This is a genomic window from Vicinamibacterales bacterium (assembly GCA_041659285.1).
Taxonomy (GTDB): domain Bacteria; phylum Acidobacteriota; class Vicinamibacteria; order Vicinamibacterales; family UBA2999; genus 12-FULL-67-14b.
The window spans coordinates 139730-160587 of record JBAZYO010000010.1 but is presented as its reverse complement, the minus strand read 5'-3'; the positions used below and the strand labels follow the sequence as shown (position 1 = coordinate 160587).

General features: G+C 67.7%; 17 protein-coding genes. 13 read left to right on the top strand and 4 right to left on the bottom strand.

The window, feature by feature from the left end; all coding sequences use genetic code 11:
* Nucleotides 1-101 precede the first annotated feature (101 nt).
* The 3 genes from WC815_16890 to WC815_16880 are packed head-to-tail and all read left to right on the top strand — an operon-like array spanning nucleotide 102 to nucleotide 2370.
* Nucleotides 102-827: an iron-containing redox enzyme family protein gene (locus WC815_16890; protein ID MFA5910462.1), complete on the top strand. Its 726-nt coding sequence runs from the start codon at nucleotides 102-104 to the stop codon at nucleotides 825-827.
* A complete protein-coding gene (locus WC815_16885; protein ID MFA5910461.1) occupies nucleotides 824-1723 on the top strand; it encodes an acyl-CoA desaturase in 900 nt (299 codons plus the stop codon). Before WC815_16890 ends, WC815_16885 begins: the two co-directional genes overlap by 4 nt.
* A complete protein-coding gene (locus WC815_16880; GenBank protein ID MFA5910460.1) occupies nucleotides 1720-2370 on the top strand; it encodes a hypothetical protein in 651 nt (216 codons plus the stop codon). The genes WC815_16885 and WC815_16880 overlap by 4 nt, the downstream gene beginning before the upstream one ends.
* Before the next feature lie 53 nt (nucleotides 2371-2423).
* Here WC815_16880 and WC815_16875 read toward each other — a convergent pair whose 3' ends face one another.
* Complete coding sequence (locus tag WC815_16875; protein MFA5910459.1) at nucleotides 2424-3719, bottom strand: pyridoxal phosphate-dependent aminotransferase family protein; 1296 nt, start codon at nucleotides 3717-3719, stop codon at nucleotides 2424-2426.
* A 97-nt stretch (nucleotides 3720-3816) separates the two neighbouring features.
* On the opposite strand from WC815_16875, the gene WC815_16870 reads away from it, so the two are divergent.
* The 4 genes from WC815_16870 to WC815_16855 all read left to right on the top strand — a co-directional run bounded on the left by WC815_16870 (nucleotide 3817) and on the right by WC815_16855 (nucleotide 8227).
* On the top strand, nucleotides 3817-4404 hold the full coding sequence (locus WC815_16870) for an isoprenylcysteine carboxylmethyltransferase family protein (protein MFA5910458.1): 588 nt from the start codon (nucleotides 3817-3819) through the stop codon (nucleotides 4402-4404).
* A gap of 108 nt (nucleotides 4405-4512) precedes the next feature.
* Nucleotides 4513-5085: an isoprenylcysteine carboxylmethyltransferase family protein gene (locus tag WC815_16865; protein ID MFA5910457.1), complete on the top strand. Its 573-nt coding sequence runs from the start codon at nucleotides 4513-4515 to the stop codon at nucleotides 5083-5085.
* 129 nt (nucleotides 5086-5214) lie between these two features.
* A complete protein-coding gene (locus WC815_16860; protein MFA5910456.1) occupies nucleotides 5215-5544 on the top strand; it encodes a PadR family transcriptional regulator in 330 nt (109 codons plus the stop codon).
* 28 nt (nucleotides 5545-5572) lie between these two features.
* Nucleotides 5573-8227, top strand: coding sequence for an ABC transporter permease (locus tag WC815_16855; protein MFA5910455.1), 2655 nt, complete (start codon nucleotides 5573-5575; stop codon nucleotides 8225-8227).
* A 123-nt stretch (nucleotides 8228-8350) separates the two neighbouring features.
* Here the strand turns inward: WC815_16855 and WC815_16850 are convergent, their stop codons facing one another.
* A complete protein-coding gene (locus WC815_16850) occupies nucleotides 8351-9535 on the bottom strand; it encodes a dipeptidase (GenBank protein ID MFA5910454.1) in 1185 nt (394 codons plus the stop codon).
* 140 nt (nucleotides 9536-9675) lie between these two features.
* Here WC815_16850 and WC815_16845 point away from each other — a divergent pair, with 140 nt between their 5' ends.
* Entirely contained in the window at nucleotides 9676-12165 is a 2490-nt protein-coding gene (locus WC815_16845; protein MFA5910453.1) for a thiamine pyrophosphate-dependent enzyme, read from the top strand.
* Nucleotides 12166-12174: 9 nt separating this feature from the next.
* Nucleotides 12175-13176, top strand: coding sequence for a hypothetical protein (locus WC815_16840; GenBank protein ID MFA5910452.1), 1002 nt, complete (start codon nucleotides 12175-12177; stop codon nucleotides 13174-13176).
* 9 nt (nucleotides 13177-13185) lie between these two features.
* On the opposite strand, the gene WC815_16835 is transcribed toward WC815_16840, so the two are convergent.
* Nucleotides 13186-13548 carry a hypothetical protein gene (locus WC815_16835; protein ID MFA5910451.1) on the bottom strand — a complete coding sequence of 121 codons (363 nt, stop codon included), beginning with the start codon at nucleotides 13546-13548 and terminating at the stop codon, nucleotides 13186-13188.
* A 116-nt stretch (nucleotides 13549-13664) separates the two neighbouring features.
* Here WC815_16835 and WC815_16830 point away from each other — a divergent pair, with 116 nt between their 5' ends.
* From WC815_16830 to WC815_16815, 4 genes are read left to right on the top strand one after another with little or no spacing between them, the layout of a single operon-like run.
* Nucleotides 13665-16268, top strand: coding sequence for a TonB-dependent receptor (locus WC815_16830; protein MFA5910450.1), 2604 nt, complete (start codon nucleotides 13665-13667; stop codon nucleotides 16266-16268).
* Nucleotides 16269-16276: 8 nt separating this feature from the next.
* Nucleotides 16277-17434, top strand: a complete 1158-nt coding sequence (locus WC815_16825) for a 3-dehydroquinate synthase (GenBank protein MFA5910449.1) — start codon at nucleotides 16277-16279, stop codon at nucleotides 17432-17434.
* A complete protein-coding gene (gene eboE, locus WC815_16820; GenBank protein MFA5910448.1) occupies nucleotides 17431-18627 on the top strand; it encodes a metabolite traffic protein EboE in 1197 nt (398 codons plus the stop codon). The genes WC815_16825 and eboE overlap by 4 nt, the downstream gene beginning before the upstream one ends.
* A complete protein-coding gene (locus WC815_16815) occupies nucleotides 18627-19355 on the top strand; it encodes a UbiA family prenyltransferase (GenBank protein MFA5910447.1) in 729 nt (242 codons plus the stop codon). The genes eboE and WC815_16815 overlap by 1 nt, the downstream gene beginning before the upstream one ends.
* Before the next feature lie 127 nt (nucleotides 19356-19482).
* Here WC815_16815 and WC815_16810 read toward each other — a convergent pair whose 3' ends face one another.
* Nucleotides 19483-20856: a nucleotide pyrophosphatase/phosphodiesterase family protein gene (locus tag WC815_16810; GenBank protein ID MFA5910446.1), complete on the bottom strand. Its 1374-nt coding sequence runs from the start codon at nucleotides 20854-20856 to the stop codon at nucleotides 19483-19485.
* Nucleotides 20857-20858: the final 2 nt, after the last annotated feature.

The following is a 20858-nucleotide window of genomic DNA, read 5'->3' as shown; positions in this document are numbered from 1 at the left end:
CCAGCCGACACCGTTAAACCGGCGCACGTCCGCAATCGCCTGAGCCACCACCCCGCCGTGGTGGATGGGAATTCCTTGCGTCTGTCCGTCTCAGTGCCAAGATGAACGGAAGAGCCCCCGACAATCCACCCGATGTCGCCGCGGCGACACTGGCCTGTCTCAGGACATCAATCGACGCGCTGCTGGTCGAAATCAAGGCGATGGACGAGTGGCGACAGTTGACAGAGCCCTCGGCCGACCCGCAGCGCGTGCGCGCGATCTTGCGCGAGGTCTACCGCGAGGTTGCGCTGTATCAGCCCGATGTGATTGAGGCAACCATCGCGGTGATCGGGCAGTTCCCGCGCTCCCTCGCCGCCAAGCAGGTGCGTACCATGCTGATCCACCAGTCTGAGGAGTGGGATCACGGCGAGATGGCAGCTCGCGACTTCGTGGCGATGGGTGGCGACGAGCGTGAGGTTCGCGGCCAGTTGATGACTCACACGGCGTTCGCGACGGCGGCGTTTTGGCGAATGTTGGCGCACAAGCGATTACCGTTTGCCTATCTCGGTGCGCTGTACCTGTTTGAGGGCCTGACGCCGATCGTGACCGGACTGCTGAAAGGGTCGCTGTCCAGCCAGGGCTACACGCCCGATGGCATGGAGTACGTCGAGTTCCACGCTACCGAGGACATCAAGCACGCGAAGGTCGTCGACCACCTCATTCTGCAGACCGTCCGGCAGTACCCGCATTGCGCCGACGAAATCATCTTTGGCTTCAAGGCGTTTCGGCACGTCTACCCGTTGCCTGGCTGGAAGGACGCCGTCAAGCGGGCAGGTGAGTCGAGATGAACGGAACCAGGGACGGCCTGGTCGTCCTCAAGGGGCGCGCGCTCCGAATGTGGCGTTCGGTCCTCACGGCGGTCGTGCTCATTCCGATTCTGGGCACCATCACCGCCAGCGTCACCATCATCCGCTGGGGGATCGAGCCGCGACATGTGTGGTTGGCGGCCGGCCTGTACCTCATCACGGCGCTCGGCGTCACTGCCGGCTATCACCGCCTGTTCGCGCACAACAGCTTCGCCACCAGCACCCCGACACGGCTGCTGCTAGGTGTCGCCGGGTCGATGGCAGTGCAGGGACCCATACTCGGATGGGTGGCCGATCATCGGCTCCACCACCAGCACAGCGACGGTCCCGGCGACCTGCACAGCCCCGCGTTTGGCCGGCAACCGGGGCTCCGGGGTTTCTGTGCCTCGCTGGCCCACGCACAGTGTGGGTGGTTCTTCACTGGCTGGCGAGCCAGTGGGCGCTATGCCAACGACTTGTATCGCGACTCAGTCATCCGCTTCGTTGACCGCAACTACGTATGGTGGATCGGCTTGTCGCTTGCCAGTCCCGGGTTGATCGATTGGCTGATTGCGCGCGACCCGTTCGCCGCAGGACAAGCCGTACTGGTGGCCGGCTTCTCCCGGATCTTCGCGCTGCAGCACGTCACATGGGCCGTGAACTCCGTCGGCCACTCCTTCGGCCGGCGTTCGTTCGAGACCGTGGACCACAGTCGCAACAACGCCGTGTTGGGAGTGCTCGCTCTCGGCGAGGGCTGGCACAATAATCATCATGCGGTGCCGCACTCCGCCAGGCACGGCATGACGGCGTGGCAGCTTGACGTTACGTGGCTGCTGATTCGAGCCCTCGAAGCGCTTGGGCTCGCATGGGACGTGCAACGGCCACGGACGCAGCAATGAAGACTGCCGATTCAGTACGCGTCTGCCTCGCGGATCCCGCGACGCAGCTCCCGGCCGTTCGCAGGTTCTGGTTCGACATCTATTGCCGCCAGATGCAGCGGTTCGGCGCCGTCGCAGAATCAGGGGCTGAGGAGCTTCACGATCCACTCGCCGCACGGTCCCGGATCGCGCTCGCGGTTGAAACGACGACTGGAAGAGTGATCGGCACGTTGATGTCCACGCTCAGCAGCGAGTCCTCGGTCGGCGATTACGAGCACCTCTATGGCATGGGCGACTGCGCGTGTCATCCTTTCGCCACCGCGATCGCAACCAAGTTCATGGTCCACCCCGAGTATCGCCGCAGCGATCTCAGCCTCCGCTTGGCCAGGTTCTCCTACAAGGAGGGTCTTGTTGCGGGCGTGCGGCGCAGTTTCATGGACTGTAATCCGCCGTTGATTGCGTTCTTCCTGAAGCTGGGCTACCGGCCACACCTTGGCTGGATCGATCATCCGCAGTTTGGCCGCGTGTTCTCGATGGTGCTGCACCTCGACGACACACCGTACCTCGAGGCGATTGACTCCCCCTTCTTGCGAACCTCACTTGACGGCAATGACGGCGCGGCGCGCGAACTGGATCACTCAGTCCGGCAACAGCTGGAAAGCCGGTGAAGTCAATGCCGGCGCGCGTGCGGGAAGCAGGCGTGCTCGCGTCTGCGTCGCACTCAGCGCCGTTGTAGCAAGGCATCGTCAACGCTTCTGCGGACGACAGCAGCCACCGTGGGCAGCATCTCATCCTGATGCCGCGGCGACATCTGCAGGCGGAAACGCGCTTCGCCCTTTCGGCAGGCCGGGAACTCGATGCTGTTGACGATGACGCCCCGTCGCAGGCATTCACGCTGCGCGAGCCTGGCGGTTCCTTCCGAGCCAATTCGTGGCAGGACGATCGGCGAGGGGCGGCCCATCACTTCAAATCCCTCGGCGGCAAGCGCGGCACGCAAGACCTGCGACTTGCGCATCGTCTGTCGCCGAAGCCCTTCGCCTTCCTCTGAGCCGATGATTCGAAGCGCCGTTCGGACGGCTGCCACCTGCGCCGGCATCAGGTAGTTCGAGAAGGTGTAGGTGCCGCTGAATCCCCGCACGTAGTAGGACGCCGCCTGCGATCGTGTGGCGACGAAGCCGCCGAGGCAACCGAACGATTTCGAGAACGATCCAATCACCACGTCGATGTCGTTGACTACTCCGGCCTCGGCGAGAACGCCACGGCCACCAGGCCCCATCGCTCCCAGGTCGTGGGCGACGTCGACGAGGATCTGTGCCTCGTGTTCCCGGCATACCGCAACGAGAGCGGTGAAGTCCGGATGGTCCGAGTCCATCGAGAACAGCGACTCGGTGACCACGAGTATCGCGCCGGCAATTGTCTGGTTGCGGATGCGCCGAAGGCGCTTGTCGAGGCTGGCGACGTCGTTATGCGCAAACGGCGTCACCGTGGCGCCGGTCGCCCGGGCACCGTGCTGAAGGCAGTCGTGGGCGAGCGCATCGATGACGATGTGATCGTAAGGGCGGACGAGCGCCTTGATGGCGCCATATCCCGCCCCCCAACCGGTGGGAAACAGCACCACGTGAGGAACCTGAAGGAAGTCAGCCAGCTCCCGCTCAAGCAGTTGTCCATCCGCGAGCCCTCCGCCCATCGGCTCGGAGCCTGCGCTGTGGGTCCCGTGCGCCTCGCACGCCGCGCGGGCGGCGGCGATGACGTCAGGATGCCGCGCCAGCCCCAGATAGTCTTGCGAAGCCAGGTTGATCCCGGAGTAGCGGTGCCCCCCGAAATCAACCACCTCGCTGTGCGTGTCAGGGGAGTGGCTGTGGTGGCGAATGAAGGGGAACAGGCCCTCCCGGCGCGACGCGTCAACCCAGGCGGCAAACGGCTGACACCGATCGGTGAGGTGCCCGCCCTTGGGATCGCGATAGTCAAAGAGACCGCTGTCCAGGCAATCCGGTAACGCTGGGGCGTCCGTGGTCATGTCGTCTGATGGGACGGACCGTCCCTGCAATTTCTCCGCTCCCCGTCACGACCCGTGGTGGAAGCCGGACCCGCATCCGCGATACCCTACACCCACTATGCGCGTCCTGCCGCAGTCACCCCTCGATTGGGTGCTCCTCGCCGTTGCCGCCGCCACGGCGGTCATCATCGCGGTGTCGCTGCAGGACTTCTTTCTCGACTCCCGCACCAACAACCCGAAGATCCGCGCCCTGCAGGATGTCGGCGTCGGCTTCGCGGTGATCCACTTCTTTGGCCTTCTCCTGGTCGGGTCGAAAGGGCCGGCGTGGGCGGGCGCCGCCATCGTGATGTACGTGCTGGCCACGCTCCTCTTTCTCGCCGCGCTCGAGTCGGCGCGGCGCGTGCACCTGCCACGCACGCTCGTGGACGACCCCCTGCCGAAGGCGCTCATCACCACCGGACCGTTCGCGCTGGTGCGGCACCCGTTCTACATCGCCTACTCGCTGGCGTGGCTGGCGGCTCCCGTCGCCACGCACGGGCCGATGATCACCGTCTGCGGCGTGCTCGCCGTCGCCGTCTACGTGGTGGCCGCGCGCCGCGAAGAGCGCCAGCTCGAAGCGCAATTCGGCGATGGCTACCGCGCATATCGCGATCGCACCGGGAGGGTGGTGCCGTCCCTGTTGGGGCTGATGCGCGCCAGCCGCTGATGATGACGAGACATTCCGTTCATCGGCGGCGGACGCCTGGGGTGCGGCATTTATTTCGGCGTTCCTGTTCGGATCGGCCAGTGCGGCGGTAGACTTGTTTCGTTCATCGTGTCAGCACAATTCCCCGACACGTTGCTCGAATGGGCCCTCGCGGTGGTCGGTGGCTCCACACTGATCGTCTTCGCGGTGGCGCTCCAGAACTTCTTCATCCAGCCCGCCACGGTGTCGCGCGCGCAACGGCTGTTCCAGGACTGGAGCGTGCTGTGCGGCCTGATGCACGGCATCGCGCTGATCATGCTCAACGCCGCCACCGACTTCTGGGCCGGCATCGGCATTGCCATCTACTCGGTGGCGCTGGCGCTGTTCCTGGCCGCCATTGAGGCGGCGCGCCGCACGCCGATGACCCGCACCTTCGTCTACGACCCGCCCTGCGACACCATCCTGCAGACCGGGCCGTACCGGATCATCCGCCACCCCATCTACCTCGCCTACTCGCTGGCGTGGACCGCCGCGCCGGTGGCCACGCACAACCTGTTTCTCGCCGCGACCGCGGTGTTCATGATCGGCTGCTACATCTCCTCGGCCTGGGAAGAGGAGCGCCGGCTGGCGACGGGCCGCCGCGCCGCCGAATACGCGACCTACCGCGCCAGGACGTGGCGCATGATCCCGTTCCTCTTCTGATCGGGCCCCTCCCCGACAGTCGTCCCACCGTTTTGCGCCGCTCTTGTTGACATCCGACAGGAGGGCGGGCATGCTTCTGTCGAATGCCGACAAGACTCGCCGCTCACTCAAGGCGCGGAGGGCGCTGACGTGGCCAAACTCGACCTGCTCCAGGGCACCCTCGACCTGTTGATCCTCAAGACGCTCGCGCTCGGGCCGCAGCACGGCTGGGGCATCGCGCAGCGCATCCTGCAGATCTCCGACCACGTCCTGCGCGTCAACCAGGGCTCGCTCTACCCGGCGCTGCAGCGGCTCGAAACCGCCGGCTGGCTCGACGCGGAATGGGGCGCCTCCGACAACAACCGCCAGGCCAGGTTCTACCACCTCACGCGCAAGGGCGAACGCCAGTTGAAGGACGAGACGCGCCAGTGGGAACGCATGACCGGCGCGGTGGGGAAGATACTGGCCAGTGAAGCGTAGTTCTGAAGGGTTCTGAAGGGTTCACGCCATGTGGAAACGGCTGCACGCGCTGATTCGCGGAGGTGACCTCGATCGCGGGCTCAACGCCGAGGTGCGGTTTCACATCGAGATGGAAACCGACAAGAACATCGCGATGGGCATGAGCCCCGACGACGCGCGCACCCGCGCACTCAGGAGTTTCGGGCCAATGGAAAAGCACAAGGAAGACGCCCGCGAGGCGCGCGGCGTGAGCTGGATCGAAACCCTGCTCGCCGACCTGCGCTACGGCGCGCGGGCGCTGGTCAAGCGGCCCGGCTACGCCACGCTCGCCATCGTCACGCTCGGCCTCGGCATCGGCGCCAACACCGCCATCTTCAGCGTGATCAACGGCGTGCTGCTCAAGCCGCTTCCCTACGAGCACGGCGACCGCCTGGTGGTGGTGCAACAGTCGGCGCCACTCGCCGGCCAGCGCCAGACCGGCGTGGCGGTGGCGGAGTACTTCGACTACCGCGCCCGCGCCGCCAGCGTCTTCGACGGCCTGGTCGAGTACCACCAGATGAACTTCGACCTGGTCAACCGCGGCGAGCCCGACGCCGTCGATACCGGAGTGGTCTCCGCCAACTTCTTCGACCTGCTCGGCATCAAGCCCGTCCTCGGCCGCACCTTCGAGCCGGCCGACGATGTGCCGGGCGCGGAGGCGGTGCTGGTGCTCAGCCACACCTACTGGCGCACCAAGTTCGGCGGCGACCCCACGATTGTGGGCCAGGTGTTCGAGATGAACGACCGGCCGCACCGCGTCATCGGCGTGCTGCCCAACGTGCCGCACTACCCGCAGGAGAACGACGTCTACATGCCCGTGCTGGCGTGCCCGTTTCGCGCCGCCGCCGAGCAGAACATCGCGCGGAACCGGCGCGCGTTCAGCGCCTTGAACGTGTTCGGCCGCCTCCGGCCCGGCGTCACCGCCGAACAGGCGGCCAGCACCGTCGGTGCCATCTGCCACACCTTCACGCAGGACCACCCGGCGGCGTATCGCGCCGCCACTTCGGGCTTCCAGGCGACCACGATGCCCGTGCGCGAGGCGCTGACGGGCGGCGCCCGCGAGATGTTGATGATCCTGCTCGGCATCACCGGCCTGATTCTCCTGATCGCCTGCGCCAACGTCGCCAACCTCACGCTGGCACGCATGCTCGGCCGCGATCGCGAGTTGGCGATGCGCGCCGCCCTGGGTGCCGGCCGCGGCCGCCTCGTGCGCCAGTTGCTCACCGAAAGCACCCTGCTCTCGATCGCCGGCGGCATCGTCGGGATGGCCTTTGCGTGGGCCACGGTCGGCATGCTGACGACGTTTGTCGGCCGCTTCACCGCGCGAACCGGCGAGATCACCATTGATGCGTGGGTGCTCGCGTTCACCCTCGGCGTGTCGGTGGTGACCGGTGTGTTGTTCGGCACGCTGCCGGCGCTCGGCACGCGCATCGACCTGGTGTCGGCGCTCAAGCAGGGCGGCAACCAGGCCGGCGACGCGTCGGGCCGCCGGCGCATGCAGGGCGCCCTGATCGTGGCGCAGGTCGCGGTGTCGGTGGTCCTGCTGGTCGGCGCGGGCCTGCTGGTGGCCAGCTTCTACCGATTACAGAAGGTCGAGACCGGCTACCGGTCCGAGGGCGTGTTGTCGGCGCAGGTCTACGGCAACTTCTCGCGCTACGGCACCGTCAACGCGCTGCGACGCCTGTATCTGCCGATGATCGAGCGGCTCGAGACGCAGCCTGGTGTCGTGTCGGTCGCGGTCACCAACGCCGTGCCGCTGGCGGGCGCGCGACCCTCCACCACCCGGTTCGACATCGAGGGCCGCGTCACCGACGATCCGGAGCGCCGTCCGACCACCGACATTCGCGTGGCCAGCGACAACTACTTCGACACGATCGGCATCCCACTGGCGAGCGGACGCGTGTTCAACGCGCTCGACCTGGAGGAGACCCTGCCGGTCGCGGTGATCAATCGTTCGATGGCGAAGTACTGGGAAGGCACCGATCCGGTCGGCTCGCGCGTCTCGACCAACCGCGGCCAAACCTGGTACACCGTCGTTGGCGTGGTCGGCGACGTGAAGCAGTTCGGCCTGGCCACCGAAACCGTGGCCCAGGTCTACATCCCGCTCACACAGACGCCGCAAGGCTTCGCGGGACAGGTGCTCGTGCGCACCGCCGGCGATCCGTCCAGGTTCGGCCAACTGTTGCGCGACACGGTCCACGCCGTGGATCCCAATCAGCCCGTCGAAGCGGTGCAGACCCTCGACGATCTTCGCTCCGAGGCGCTGGCGGCGCCGCGCCTCACCGCGACGTTGCTCCTCGTGTTCGCCGGACTGGCCCTGCTCGTGACGCTGGCCGGCATCGGCGGCGTGATCGCCACGTCGGTGACGCAACGCACGCGCGAGTTCGGCGTGCGCATGGCGCTGGGCGCCAGCCGCGAGAGCGTGCTGACCATGGTGCTGCGGCAGGGGCTGACGCTGGTCGTGACGGGGTTGGTGCTCGGGATTGGCGGGGCGCTGGCGGCGGGGCGCATCCTGTCGTCGTATCTCTACCAGACGGCGCCGCGTGATCCGCTGATCTTCGGGGCGGTGGCCGTGGTGTTCGTGCTGGCGGGCGTGCTGGCGTGCCTGATTCCGGCACGCCGGGCGACGACGGTGGATCCGCTCATCGCCCTGCGAGCGGAATGACGAAAGTCAGCCAGAGAGGACACGGAGGACGCAGAGCCGAATCTGCAAATTCCCAGACAGGCCTTTAGAAAAAAGACTCTGTGCTCTCTGTGTCCTCTGTGGCCAATGTTCGTCGGTGCGTCACTACTTGCCGTCGAGCTGTTCGATGGTCGCCGTTGACGGCTGGCGCGTCTTCTGCAACCCGGCCGCGACCTTCTCGGCCTGTTTCATCACGCGCAGGATGTTCAGGCCCAGGATCTTCCTGATGTCCCCGTCCGTGTAGCCGCGCTTCATCAGTTCCGCGGTGAGGTCGGGGTACTTCGAGACGTCTTCGAGCCCGGACACCACCGCCGTGATGCCGTCGAAGTCTCCCCCCAGGCCGATGTGGTCGATGCCCGCGACCTTGCGGATGTGGTCGATGTGATCGGCGACCTGCGAAATCGTCGCCCTTGGCGCCGGCCCTTCAGCCTTCTTCGCGTCGTGGTCGGCCACCGCCTGTGAGATGAAGCCGGGCACAAACGTCACCATCACCACGCCGCCGTTCTTCGCGGTGAGCTGCAGCACGTTGTCGGGGACGTTTCTCGGCACGTTGCAGATGGCCTTCGCCGACGAGTGCGAAAAGATCACTGGCGCTTCGCTGACCCGCAGCGCGTCTTCCATGGTTCCCGGCGAGACGTGGCTGAGGTCCACCAGCATGCCGAGCCGGTTCATCTCGCGGACCACCTCCTCGCCGAACTTCGACAGGCCGCCGAGCACGGCGGTGTCGGTGCTGGCGTCGGCCCACGGCAGGTTGGCGGAGTGGGTGAGGGTCATGTAGCGCGCGCCGAGGGCGTAGAACATGCGCAGCGTGGCCAGCGAGTTGTCGATGGAATGCCCGCCCTCCATGCCGATCATCGCGGCGATGCGGCCGGCCTTGAACGCACGCTCGACGTCGGCGGCGGTGCCGGCCAGCTCGAACGTCTCGGGCCAGCGCGTGGTCATGCGATGCACGGTGTCGATCTCGTCGAGCGTGACGCGCACGGCTTCCTTGCCCTGCATGGTGGACGGCGTATACACCGACCAGAACTGCCCGCCGACGCCGCCCTGGCGCAAGCGGGGGATGTCGGTCATCAACGCCGGCACCGGCCGGGAGATGTCGGCCTTGCCCAAGTCGCGCCCGGGATCGAGGTCGCGCAGGGCCCACGGGTAATCGTTGTGCCCGTCGATGAGCAGGGCCTGCTTGTGAAGCGCCCGGGCCCGCGCCGCGACGTCGCCTTGCGCCGAGGCCTGGCTGCCGACCGTTACGAAGGCGGCCGCAATGAGAGCGAGAAACGAAACATATCGATACATGGCGTCATCCTGCCACAAGCCAGTGAGCCGCGAAACCCGGAATCGGCCGGCACGGCACCCCGCGCGCGACGGAGGGCAGCACGACGGCGGCCAGCCGACCCGGCGGCGGTGTGCCAAAGTGCCGAGGGTACAATGTCCGCATGTCCCGCACGGTCGATGCCTCGAAGCTGTCCGGCCTGGCCAGCCGCTTTGGCGCGTTTGTCGCCGAACGCCATCCGTTTGCCCTCACGATTGCGCTCGAGGCGTTCGAGAGTGCGGGAGTTGGCGCCATCAAGAGCCGCGACGCGGTGAAGCTGGACGCGGTGCGCACGCCGTTCCGCCGCGCGCTGGCCAAGGCGCTTTACGACCAGGTGGCGGCCCCCGAAGGCATTGCCGAAACGACGCCCGGCACCTCCGCCGTCAAGCGGTTCGAACAGGCGCGCGCGGAAGTGGTAGATGCCTGCGACGGGTTCCTGCGGCGCGCCGCCATCGAAGCGTCACTGACCAAGGCCGAGCGCAAGGAGATCCTCAAGGGCATGTGCCTCACGCGCAGCGTCGACAACCGGCTGAAGCAGTTCTTCATGGGCGGCGAGGTCCGCTGGGGCGACATGGCGTTCCAGGGCAAGGGCTTCCGATCGCTGGGGCAGGAAGCGATCTACGCCGGCGCCGTCCGCCTGCATCGTGGCGCCGCGTATCGCAAGGCCGACGGCACCTGGGGCGGCGACGTGCTGGCCCCGGTGATTCGCGACCTCGGCATGACGCTGGCCATGCGTCACGACCAAGAGGCCGTGGGCATGGTGCTGCGCGCGCAGATGGGGAAGTCCGGTCCGCCGATGGACGGCAAGGACCTGCACACCGGCGACTTCGAGTGGGGCGTGCTGCCCGCGGCCGCGCCGCTGGCCGTGGGCTCGCTCTCCATGGCCGGCATGGCGATGGCGTTTTCGCTCGAGAAGAGCGACCGCGTCGCGCTGGCCTTCATCGGCGAGGGCGGCTCCTCGCTCGGTGAATGGCACGAGGCCATCAACGTCTGCGCCGCCGCCAGGCTGCCGGCGATTTTCTGCCTGCAGAACAACCAGACCGCGCTGTCAACGCCGGTGCGCGAGAACTCCGCGGTCCGCGTGTTCGCCGACAAGGCGGCGGGCTACGGCATCCAGGGCATCACCATCGACGGCACCGATCCGGACGAGGTGGCCTCCGCGTTCACGTGGGCGGCGGAGCGCGCCCGCGCCGGCGACGGTCCCACGCTGATTGAAGTCGTGGCCATGCGCATGTGCGGCCATGCCCACCACGACGACATGCTGTATCTCGGCAAGGACCAGCCGCCGTCGTGGGACTATCACCAGCTTCACGAGACCGGCTACGCCAATCGCGAGCTCTACGAGTACTGGTCCAAGCGCGATCCCATCCCGATGTATGCGCGCCGGCTCGAGGCCGAGGGCGTGATCAAGGCCGGCGATCTCGACGTGATGAAGAAGTGGGCCGATGAACTGGTCGACGGGCAGGCCCAACTGGTCATCGACGCGCCGTGGCCGCGGCCCGAGATGGCCGGCGCCGGCGTGTTCCACGACGAAGCGCCGCGCGAGCGGGTCGAGGTGCTCGAGCCGGAGCGCCGCCTCACGCTACCCATCCACGCCGAGCTGCCGCCGCTCGAGCCGGGGTTGCCGTTCGACAAGAAGGGCAACACGTTCCTCGAAGCGGTGATGCTGGGCGTCGGCGACGCGCTCCGGTCGGACCCGCGGGTCTTCGTCTACGGTGAAGACGTCGGCGGACACTACGGCAACGCGTTCCTGCTGTTGCGGCCGTTGCTGAAGGAGTTCGGCGATCGCATCCACAACTCGCCGCTGGCGGAAGGCGCCGTGCTGGGCGTGTGCGTCGGCGCCGCGCTCGCCGGGCAGCGCCCGATCGGCGAGATGCAGTTCAACGACTTCGTCGCGACCGGCTTCAATCAGCTGGTCAACAACGCCGCCAAGATCCGCTATCGCTGGGGCGGCAGCGTGCCCATGGTGGTGCGCATGCCGTGGGGCGGCCTCCGCCATGCCGGCCCGTACCACAGCCAGAACACCGAGCCGTGGTTCTATCGCACGCCCGGGCTCAAGATCGTGGTGCCGTCCACACCCGAGGATGCTCGTGCGTTGATGGCCGCGGCGGTGGCCGATCCGGATCCGGTGCTGTTCTACGAACACATCGCGCTCTACCGCGATCCGCGGGTCAAGCAGAACCTTCCCGAGGCGGTGCCGGAAGTGCGGATTGGCAAGGCCGCGCTGCGGCGCGCCGGTTCTGACCTGGCGATGATTTCCTATGGCGCCTACGTGCACCACTGCATGCGGGTGGCGGAGAAACTGTCGGCCGAGGGCATCGAGGCCTCGGTGCTCGACCTGCGGAGCCTGGCGCCGCTCGACAAGGACGCCATCCTGGCCGTGACCCGCCACTGCAATCGCGTGTTGATCGTGCACGAAGACTCGCGCACCGGCGGCATTGGCGAAAGCCTGGCGGCCATCATCCAGGAAGAGGCCTTCGAGGCGCTGGATGCGCCCATCCGCATCCTCGGCGCGCTCGACACACCGGTGCCGTATTCGCCGCCGCTCGAAGAGGTGTTCCTGGTCAGCGAGGCGGAGATCCAGGCCGCCGCGAAGTTGTTGGTCAGTTATTAGGAGGTTGCCATGAATCGCGCCCGTGTCCTCGCATTCCTGCTTCTCGTCGGTCTCGCCGCCACGGCCCCGCTCAATGCGGATGTCCGCACCGACCAGCGCGTCAAGTTCCAGCTGGGCGGCGCCATCGGCAAGCTCGTCAACATGTTCGGCGGCAAGGGCGCCCGCGACGGCGTCACTTCCGTGGTCGCCGTCAAGGGCGGCCGCAAGGCGACGATGTCTGACGCGAGCGGCCAGATCATCGACCTGTCGGAGGAGAAGATCTACGACCTCGACATGAAGAAGAAGACCTACCAGGTCACCACCTTCGCCGAGTTGCGCCAGCAGATGGAAGAGGCGAAGCGCAAGGCGGAAGAATCGGCGAAGCGCGAGCAGGCTGACGACAAGCCGGCCGAAAAAGATCCGAACGCGAAAGAAATGGAAGTGGACTTCGACATCAAGAACACCGGCGCCGCGAAGCCGATCAACGGCTTCGATACCAGGCAGACCGTGATCACCGTGACGGTGCGCGAGAAGGGCAAGACGCTCGAGCAGGCCGGCGGCCTCGTGATGACCACCGACATGTGGCTGGCGGCGAACGCGCCGTCCACCAAGGATCTGCAGGACTTCGACCGGCGCTACGCGCAGAAGCTCTACGGCCCGATGGTCGCCGGGGCGTCAGCCCAGGACATGGCGATGGCCATGGCCATGTATCCGCAGATGAAGCCGGCGCTCGACAAGATGCGCGCCGAGGGGAGCAAGGTCGAGGGCACCGCCATCCTGACGACCATGACGATGGAAGCGGTGCAGCCGGCCGGCGCGGCGGCGGAAGAGCAGAAGGCCGGCGATTCGAGCCCGCGGCCACGCGGGCTGGGCGGCATGCTCGGCGGCCTCGCCAAGAAGGCCGCCAAGAAAGACGAGCCCGCCAAGGCGAACGCCACCATCCTGACGACGTCCGTGGAGATGTTGAAGCTGACGACCGACGTCGATGCGGCGTCGGTCGCGTTGCCCGCGGGCTTTACCGAGAAGAAGTAGGCCGGCGGCCTACTTCTTTTTGGCGCCGGTGAAGTCGGCGGTACCCATGCCGAAATCGAGGATGCCCGTGATGGCGTCGCCGTTGACTTCGCCGTTCACCTTTATTTCGAGCGGACCCTGCGGGCCATCGACGTTGAAGGCGAGCGCCAGCGTCTTGCCCTTGAACGTGCCCTTCACCTCCACGGTGCCCTGGGGACTGTCAAACGTTCCCGTCACCGCCTCGCCATCCTGCTTGAGCGTGGCTCCGGCAGTGATCGCGCCCTGGGGGCCGTTGATATTCAGATCCCACGCGCCCGACACATTGCCCTGCGCGCCAATCGCCGCCGACAGGAACAGGAGAAAAGCCGCACAAACCGATAAAACTCGTGACATGTTGAATAGCCTCCAGGAGGGTTGACGATAGCACTTTTATCCTCCTTTGCCGTTGACCTGCCACGGGTAGCCCGCTAAAGTTTCTACCGGGACATTCGATCCGCTTAAGTCATCTGATGATCTCTCTTGTACTGATCCTTAGCCTCGCGTCCCCCCCGCAATCGCTGTCCGGCCGCGTTGTCGACGGCAGCGGCGGAGCTCTGGCCGGTGCCAGTATTGCTGTGGAGTGCGGCGACCACCGGATCTCGGCGGTCAGCGATGCCGCCGGCCAATATCGGCTCGATAACCTGCCGGCGGAGCGCTGCCAGGTCACGATGTCGCTGGACGGCTTTGTCACCGCCCAACAGTCGGTGGAATTGGGCCCGACGCCGGTGGTGCTCGACTTCCTCCTCGCCGTCAGGCCGTTTTCGTCGCAGATTATCGTGACCCCGGCGCGGGGCGCCGAAGAGGACGCCATCCAGGTCGCCCAGGGCGCGGCCGTGGTCCAACAGGCGGACCTGCAGGCGCGCCCGTACACGATCATCACGCAGGCGCTCAAGGAAGAAGCCGGCGTGCTGGCGCAACAGACCACGGCGTCGCAAGGCTCGCCGATTCTCCGCGGCTTCACCGGCCAGCGGAACCTCTACTTGCTGGACGGCGTCCGCTACAACACCTCGGCGTGGCGCGACGGCCCGAGCCAGTACGTGTCGTGGCTGCCGTCGGCCGGGCTCGATCGCATCGAGATCGTTCGCGGTCCCGCCTCAACGCAGTACGGCAGCGACGCGCTGGGCGGAACCATCGGCGTGTTCGCCGAGTCACCGGTCGCCAAGGGTCCGGCGAAGGCGAGCGGCACGCTCGGCCTCACCTTGGGGGCGGCCAACCGGCTGCGCTCGAGCGAGGTTGGTGCGGGCCTGACGACGCGCGGCGTGGCGTTGCGCCTGGCGGCGAGTGTTGGCGCCGCGGCGGACCTTCGCGCCGGCGGCGGCGGCGACTCCCATTCCGCCGTCACCCGCTTCCTCGGCCTGCCGTCGTCCGAGGTGGGCGACACGCTCGAGAACACGGGCTACACGCAGGCCGGCGTGTCGGCCGGCGCGCGCGTCCCGGCCGGTGCCAGCCGCAGCGTGTCGTTGTCGTATCGCCACGCCGGGCAGGGTGATTCCCATCGCTACGACCAGGAGATGGGCGGCAACGGCCGCTACCGCAGCGAGTTCGGTCCGCAGCAACTCGACTTCGGCTTCGTTCGGTTCGAGAGCGCGCGGCAAGCCGTGTTCGACGAACTGTCGGCCACCGTCTCGGTGAACCGCCAGGCCGACGGCCGGCTCGAGCAGGCGCGGCCCGGCGCGCGCATCGACGAGCAGTTCAACACCACGACCGCGGTGGGCTATTCGGTGCAGGCCACTCGCGCACTGGCGCCGCGTTTCAAGGCCCTCTTCGGCGGCGAGGTCTACGACGAGTACATCGCCGGCGCCCGCACGCTGTTCGAGCCGAACGGATCGCGGGTGGCCGCCCGCCCGGACATTCCGGACGGCACGCGCTACACGAGCGCGGGCGTCTTCTGGCAGCAGGACGCCGAGGTGATTCCCGGCCGGCTGCACGTCCGCGGCGGCCTGCGCTACGGCCGCTTCGATTTCAGCTCGCGCCGCGACGCGGCCTTTGGCGTGCCCGACGAGTCGATCCGGACCGCCGACACCACCTTCAACGCGAGCGGCGTCTACAGCGTCACGCCGTCGATCAACCTCACCCTGTCGGTGAACCGCGGCTTCCGCGCCGCCAACGCCTTCGACTTCGGCGCGATCGGGCTGAGCGGCGGCGCCGGCTACGAAATTTCTCCCGGGCGCGCGGCGGAGCTCCGCGGCATCCGCGGCACCACCGACGGCGCCACCGCGGTCAGCACGGATCAGGTCGTGGGCCAGTTGCGGCCCGAGCGGTTGCTCGCCTACGAGGCCGGGCTGCGCTGGTACTCGGGGCGCGCCAGCAGCTCGCTGACCGTCTTCGACCTCGAATTCCACGACGCCATCGAACGCCGCACGCTCGTGTTTGCCGCCGACGTCGTCGGCCAGGATCTGGCCGGCTATCCCATCATCCGGCAGGACGCGGCGGGCCGCGCCTATGTCAGCGGCGAGGCCCGTCCGGTGGTGACGCGCGTCAACGTCAGCCGCTCGCGCATTCGCGGCTTCGAAGCTGATTCGCGCCTGCGCGTGACCGCCGCCCTGCGCGCCCGCGTGTTCGCGTCGATGGCCAACGGCACCGAGCTCGACCTCAACACGCCACGCCGCCGCATGCCCCCGGCCACGGGCGGCGCGTCGCTGACCTGGCAGCCGCCGTCGGCGCGGTGGTGGCTCGAAGGCACGGTGCTCGCGGCGTCGCACCAGGATCGGCTGACCGACGGCGATCTCGGTGACGCCCGCATCGGCGCCACGCGCACGGCGGCGTCGATCGCCTCGTACTTCTCGGGCACCGCCACCGATCGCGGCCTGGTTCGCGATGGCCGGCTGGTGGCCACCGGCGAAACGCTGGCCCAGGTCCAGGCGCGCGTCCTGGGCACGTCGGCGGTGGTCCCGATGTTCACCGCGACGCCGGGCTTCGTGGTGTTCGGGGCGCGGGCCGGCTTCCCGATTGGTTCGTTCCTGGAGCTGACGATCATCGGCGAGAACCTCGCCGACCGGAACTATCGGCTGCACGGCTCCGGCGTGGACGAGCCCGGCCTCAACGTGCTCGCCCGCTTGCGGGCGCGGTTCTAGGCAAGCGAATGGAATACGGATTCTCGGTCCCGTTTGCGTTTCCCCTTCACTTCACCCGTGGTGTGTTCGCGCCAGACAATCCGCTGCTGGCCGGCATCGTCCGCCGGCTCGAGCCGGCCCGGCGGCATCGCCTGCTCGCGGTCGTGGACGCGCGGGTGGCGGCCACCAATCCGGCGCTGGTGGACGGCATCGCGCGCTACGCGGCCGCGCACGACCTCGAACTGGCCGCGGCGCCGGTCATCGTCCCCGGCGGGGAGGCGGTGAAGAACGACCTCGCGCATCCGCTGGCCCTGCTCCAGAAGATCAACGACGTGGGCCTCGACCGCCAGTCGTTCGTGGCGGTGGTCGGCGGCGGTGCGGTGCTCGACACGGCGTCGTTCGCCGCCGCTATTGCCCACCGCGGCATCCGGGTGGTGCGGGTGCCGACGACCGTGCTGTCGCAGGCCGACTCGGGCGTCGGCGTCAAGAACAGCGTCAACCTGTTCGGCAAGAAGAACTTCATCGGCACCTTCGTGCCGCCGTTCGCCGTGATCAACGACTTCGAGTTTCTCGAGTCGCTCGACCGCCGCGACCGCATTTCGGGCATCGCCGAGGTCGTCAAGGTCGCGGTGTTGAAAGACGCGCCGTTCTTCGACGATATCGAAGCCAACGCGACGCAGGTCGCCGCCGACAGCGCCATCCTCGCCCGCGTCATCCGCCGCTCCGCTGAACTGCACCTGCATCACATTTGCGGCAACGGCGATCCGTTCGAGCTGGGCAGCGCCCGGCCCCTGGACTTCGGCCACTGGGCCGCGCACAAGCTCGAGGGCATCACCGGCCATCGCCTGCGCCATGGCGAAGCGGTGGCCATCGGCATCGCGCTGGACCTCACCTATTCGGTCCGCATGGGCTACCTCGATCGCGCCGCCGCCACCCGCGTCACGACGGTGCTCGAGGCGATCGGCTTCCAGTTGTGGGATGACGCGCTGGAGCAGCGCGATCAGGACGGCCGGCTGTCGCTGCTGTCGGGCCTCCGTGAGTTCCGCGAGCACCTTGGCGGCGAGCTGCACATCACGTTGCTGCGCAGCATTGGCGACGGCTTCGAAGTCACTGACATGAATGCAGCGGAGGTGGTCGCGTCGATCGAGGAACTGTCGGCGATGCGCCCGGCCAACGTCGGCCGATGAAGGTCGGCGACCGCTTTCACCTCACCTACTGTTCCAACATTCACGCCGGCGAGGCATGGGCGGACGTGGATCGCGCGCTGCGGGCCTCGCTGCCGGCCATCCGTGGGCACCTCGGCGTGGGCGGCCCGTTTGCGATCGGCCTGCGCCTGTCGGCGAGGGCCGCCGAGGCGCTCGAGCAGCCCGCCGCGCTCGCGGAGTTTCGCGCGTTCCTCGAGGCCGGGGATTACTACGTTCCCACCATCAACGGCTTTCCCTACGGCGCGTTTCACGGCCAGCGCGTCAAGGAGCAGGTCTACCTGCCGGACTGGCGCGATCCCGCGCGGGTCGCCTACACGAACCGCCTGGCCTCGCTGCTGGCGGCGCTGATGTCCAGCCGTCCGGGCGAAGAGGGCAGCGTCAGCACCGTGCCCGGCGCCTTCAAGGGCCATCTGCACTCGGCCGGCGACGCCGACGCCATTGCCGACGGCATGCTCGAGCACGCGGCGCACCTGGTCCGGCTGCGCGGGGAGACCGGCATCACCATCGCGCTCGCCGTGGAGCCGGAGCCGGCGTGCTTCATCGAGACCACGGCGGAAGCCGTGGACTTCTTCACGCGCTATCTGGTCGACGATGCGGCGGTGGCGTCGTTTGCGCGGCGGCGTGGCTGCGCAGTGACGGCCGACGACATGCGCCGTCACCTCGGCGTGTGCTTTGACGCCTGCCACATGGCGGTGGAGTTCGAGGATCCGGCGGCGGCGCTGGCGAGCCTGGCCGCCGCCGGCATCCGCGTGCCGAAGTTCCAGATCAGCTCGGCGCTGCGCGTCACCGATCCCGCACCAGGGTCACGCGGGCGCGCGGCGCTGTCGCGGTTTGCCGAAGACACCTACCTACACCAGGTGGTGCAGTGCTCGCACGGGCACCTCGACCGGTTCACCGACCTGCCCGACGCGTTGTCGGCCGGTGACCAACACCGTGGGCGGGAATGGCGCGTCCATTTCCACGTGCCGATCTTCCTCGCTCGCATGGGCGACCTCGACACCACGCAGCCGTATCTCGAATCCGTGCTCGAGCTCGTGAAGCAGATGCCCGGCTCGACGTGCCTCGAAGTCGAGACCTACACGTGGGACGTACTGCCGGCCGAGTACCGTACGGTGGACATGAACGCCGCGATTGCGCGGGAGCTGGCCTGGGCGCGCGCGAGGCTCGAGGCCTGATGCCGCGCCGATCCAGGGCTGGCGCCGCCGTAGCCCCGGGGCGAAGGCGTGCTCGCGCCTACCTGCTGCTTGCCCGGATCTCCAACCTGCCGACGGTGTGGACCAACGTGCTCGCGGCCGTGATCGTGGCGGGCGCGCCGCTCGGCCTGGTGATGCCCGCGATCGCCGCGGTGTCGCTGTTCTACATGGGCGGCATGTTCCTGAACGACGCCTTCGACGCGGAGTTCGACGCGCGGATGCGCGCCGACCGGCCGATTCCGGCCGGTGATGTCTCGCGCGCGGAAGCCTTCATCGCCGGAGGGGCGTTGATCGCCGCCGGCGAGGGATTGTTGCTGTGGAGCCCGCACCCGCAGCCGGCCCTGGCGTGGGGGCTGGCGCTGGCGGCGGCCATCACCTTCTACGACTACAAGCACAAGGGGCAGTCGTTCGGGCCGGTCGTGATGGGGCTGTGCCGCGGGCTGGTCTACGGCGTGGCGGCCGCGGCGGCGGTGGGCGTGGTCGGCAGTCCGGTCGTGATCGCGGGCGTGGTGATGTGGGGCTACGTGATCGCGCTGACGTGGGTGGCGAAGCACGCCGGCCTCGGCCACGCCGTGCCGTGGATGCTGGCCGGGATCTGCCTGGTTGATGCGGCGATGCTCGTGATTGTGGGAGCACCAGTACTCGCCCTGGCCGCAGCCGCGGGCTTCCCTCTCACGCTGATGTTCCAGCGCGCCGTGCCGGGGACCTAGGCCACAGATCACAGCCACAGATTAGACGCAGATTAGACACAGACTTTGGACAGATCGGGAAGCCAAGCTATCGGGAAAATCGGTGACTAATCTGTGGCTGCCAAGCTCGGTGGCCCAGCTGCGGCTGTCAGTCAAAGAGATGGCCGAGAATCACGTCGCGCACCGACGTTGATTCCACGACGTCTTCTCGAATGCCGTCACGTCGTGACGAGATCATCAGCGGCCCGTCATCCAGCGACTCCGTCACGCGCCCGTGCGACCCGCGCACGAGCGACGCGTCCAGCGGAATCACCTTCATCAGGTAGCGGAAGCCGAGCGCCTTCCTGGCCAGGGTGGCGGCGACGGCCAGCTTCGGCAGCGCCAGCGCCGGATCCACGAACAGCTCGGCCGGGTCGTAGCCCGGCTTGCGGTGGATGTCGACGGTGCGGGCGAAGTCCGGCGCCAGCCGGTCGTCGATCCAGAAGTAGTAGGTGAACCAGCGATCGCGCGCGGAGATGGCCACCAGCTCGCCGGCGCGCTCGTGATCGATCCCGAACTCGTGTTGCTCACGGCGATCGAGCACGAGATCGATGCCGGGCGTCGCCCGCAGCAGCGCCGCCACCTCCGGAATGCGCGCCGGGTTGCGAACGTAGACGTGCGCGATCTGGTGGTCGGCGACCGCAAACGCCTCGCTGGCCCCGGCGTCCAGCGTGTCCGTGCCCAGCTCGTCGCGCACCGCCAGCAGGCCGGCCTCACGGAGCACGCGATTGATGTGCACGGCGCCGGTCACCGGCACCAGGCCGTACTCCGACAGCACGATGACCCGGCGGCCGCGCTCGCGGCAATGCGCGATCAGCTGCCCGCAGACCTGGTCGATCGCCCGGACATCCTCGCGGATGCGTGGGTCGTCAGGCCCGAGCCGCTGCAGGTTGTAGTCCAGGTGCGGCAGGTAGACGAGCAGCAGCGTCGGCGAGAACCACTGGTCCACCGACATCGACGCCTCGGCGATCCACTGGCTCGATCGGAGGTCGGCGGTCGGTCCCCAGAAGTTGAAGAACGGAAAGGTGCCGTGCTCGGCCACGATGCGGTCGCGGACCTCGGCAGGGTTGGTGTAGATGTCCACCACCTTCAAGCCGTCGGCGCGGTAGATCGGGCGCGGTGTGACCGACCACTCCGCGCTGCTGTACATGTTGTACCACCAGAACATCTTGGCGGTGGTGCACGACGGGTCGCGCCGCCGCGCCGTCTCCCAGACCTTCTCGCCCTGCACCAGCTGGTTCGCCTGCTTCCACAACATCACCTGCGCCAGGTCGCGGAAGTACCAACCGTTGCCGACAATGCCGTGGTCGCGAGGGAGCAGGCCGGTGAGGAACGTGGACTGCGCGGAGCAGGTCACCGCCGGCGTGATGGCGCGGATCGGCGCCATCGCGCCGTCCGACGCCAGCGCGTTGAGGTGAGGGGTGTCCGGCCCCATCAGGGCCCTCGTCAATCCGACGACGTTGAGAACGGCGGTCGGGGTCATCG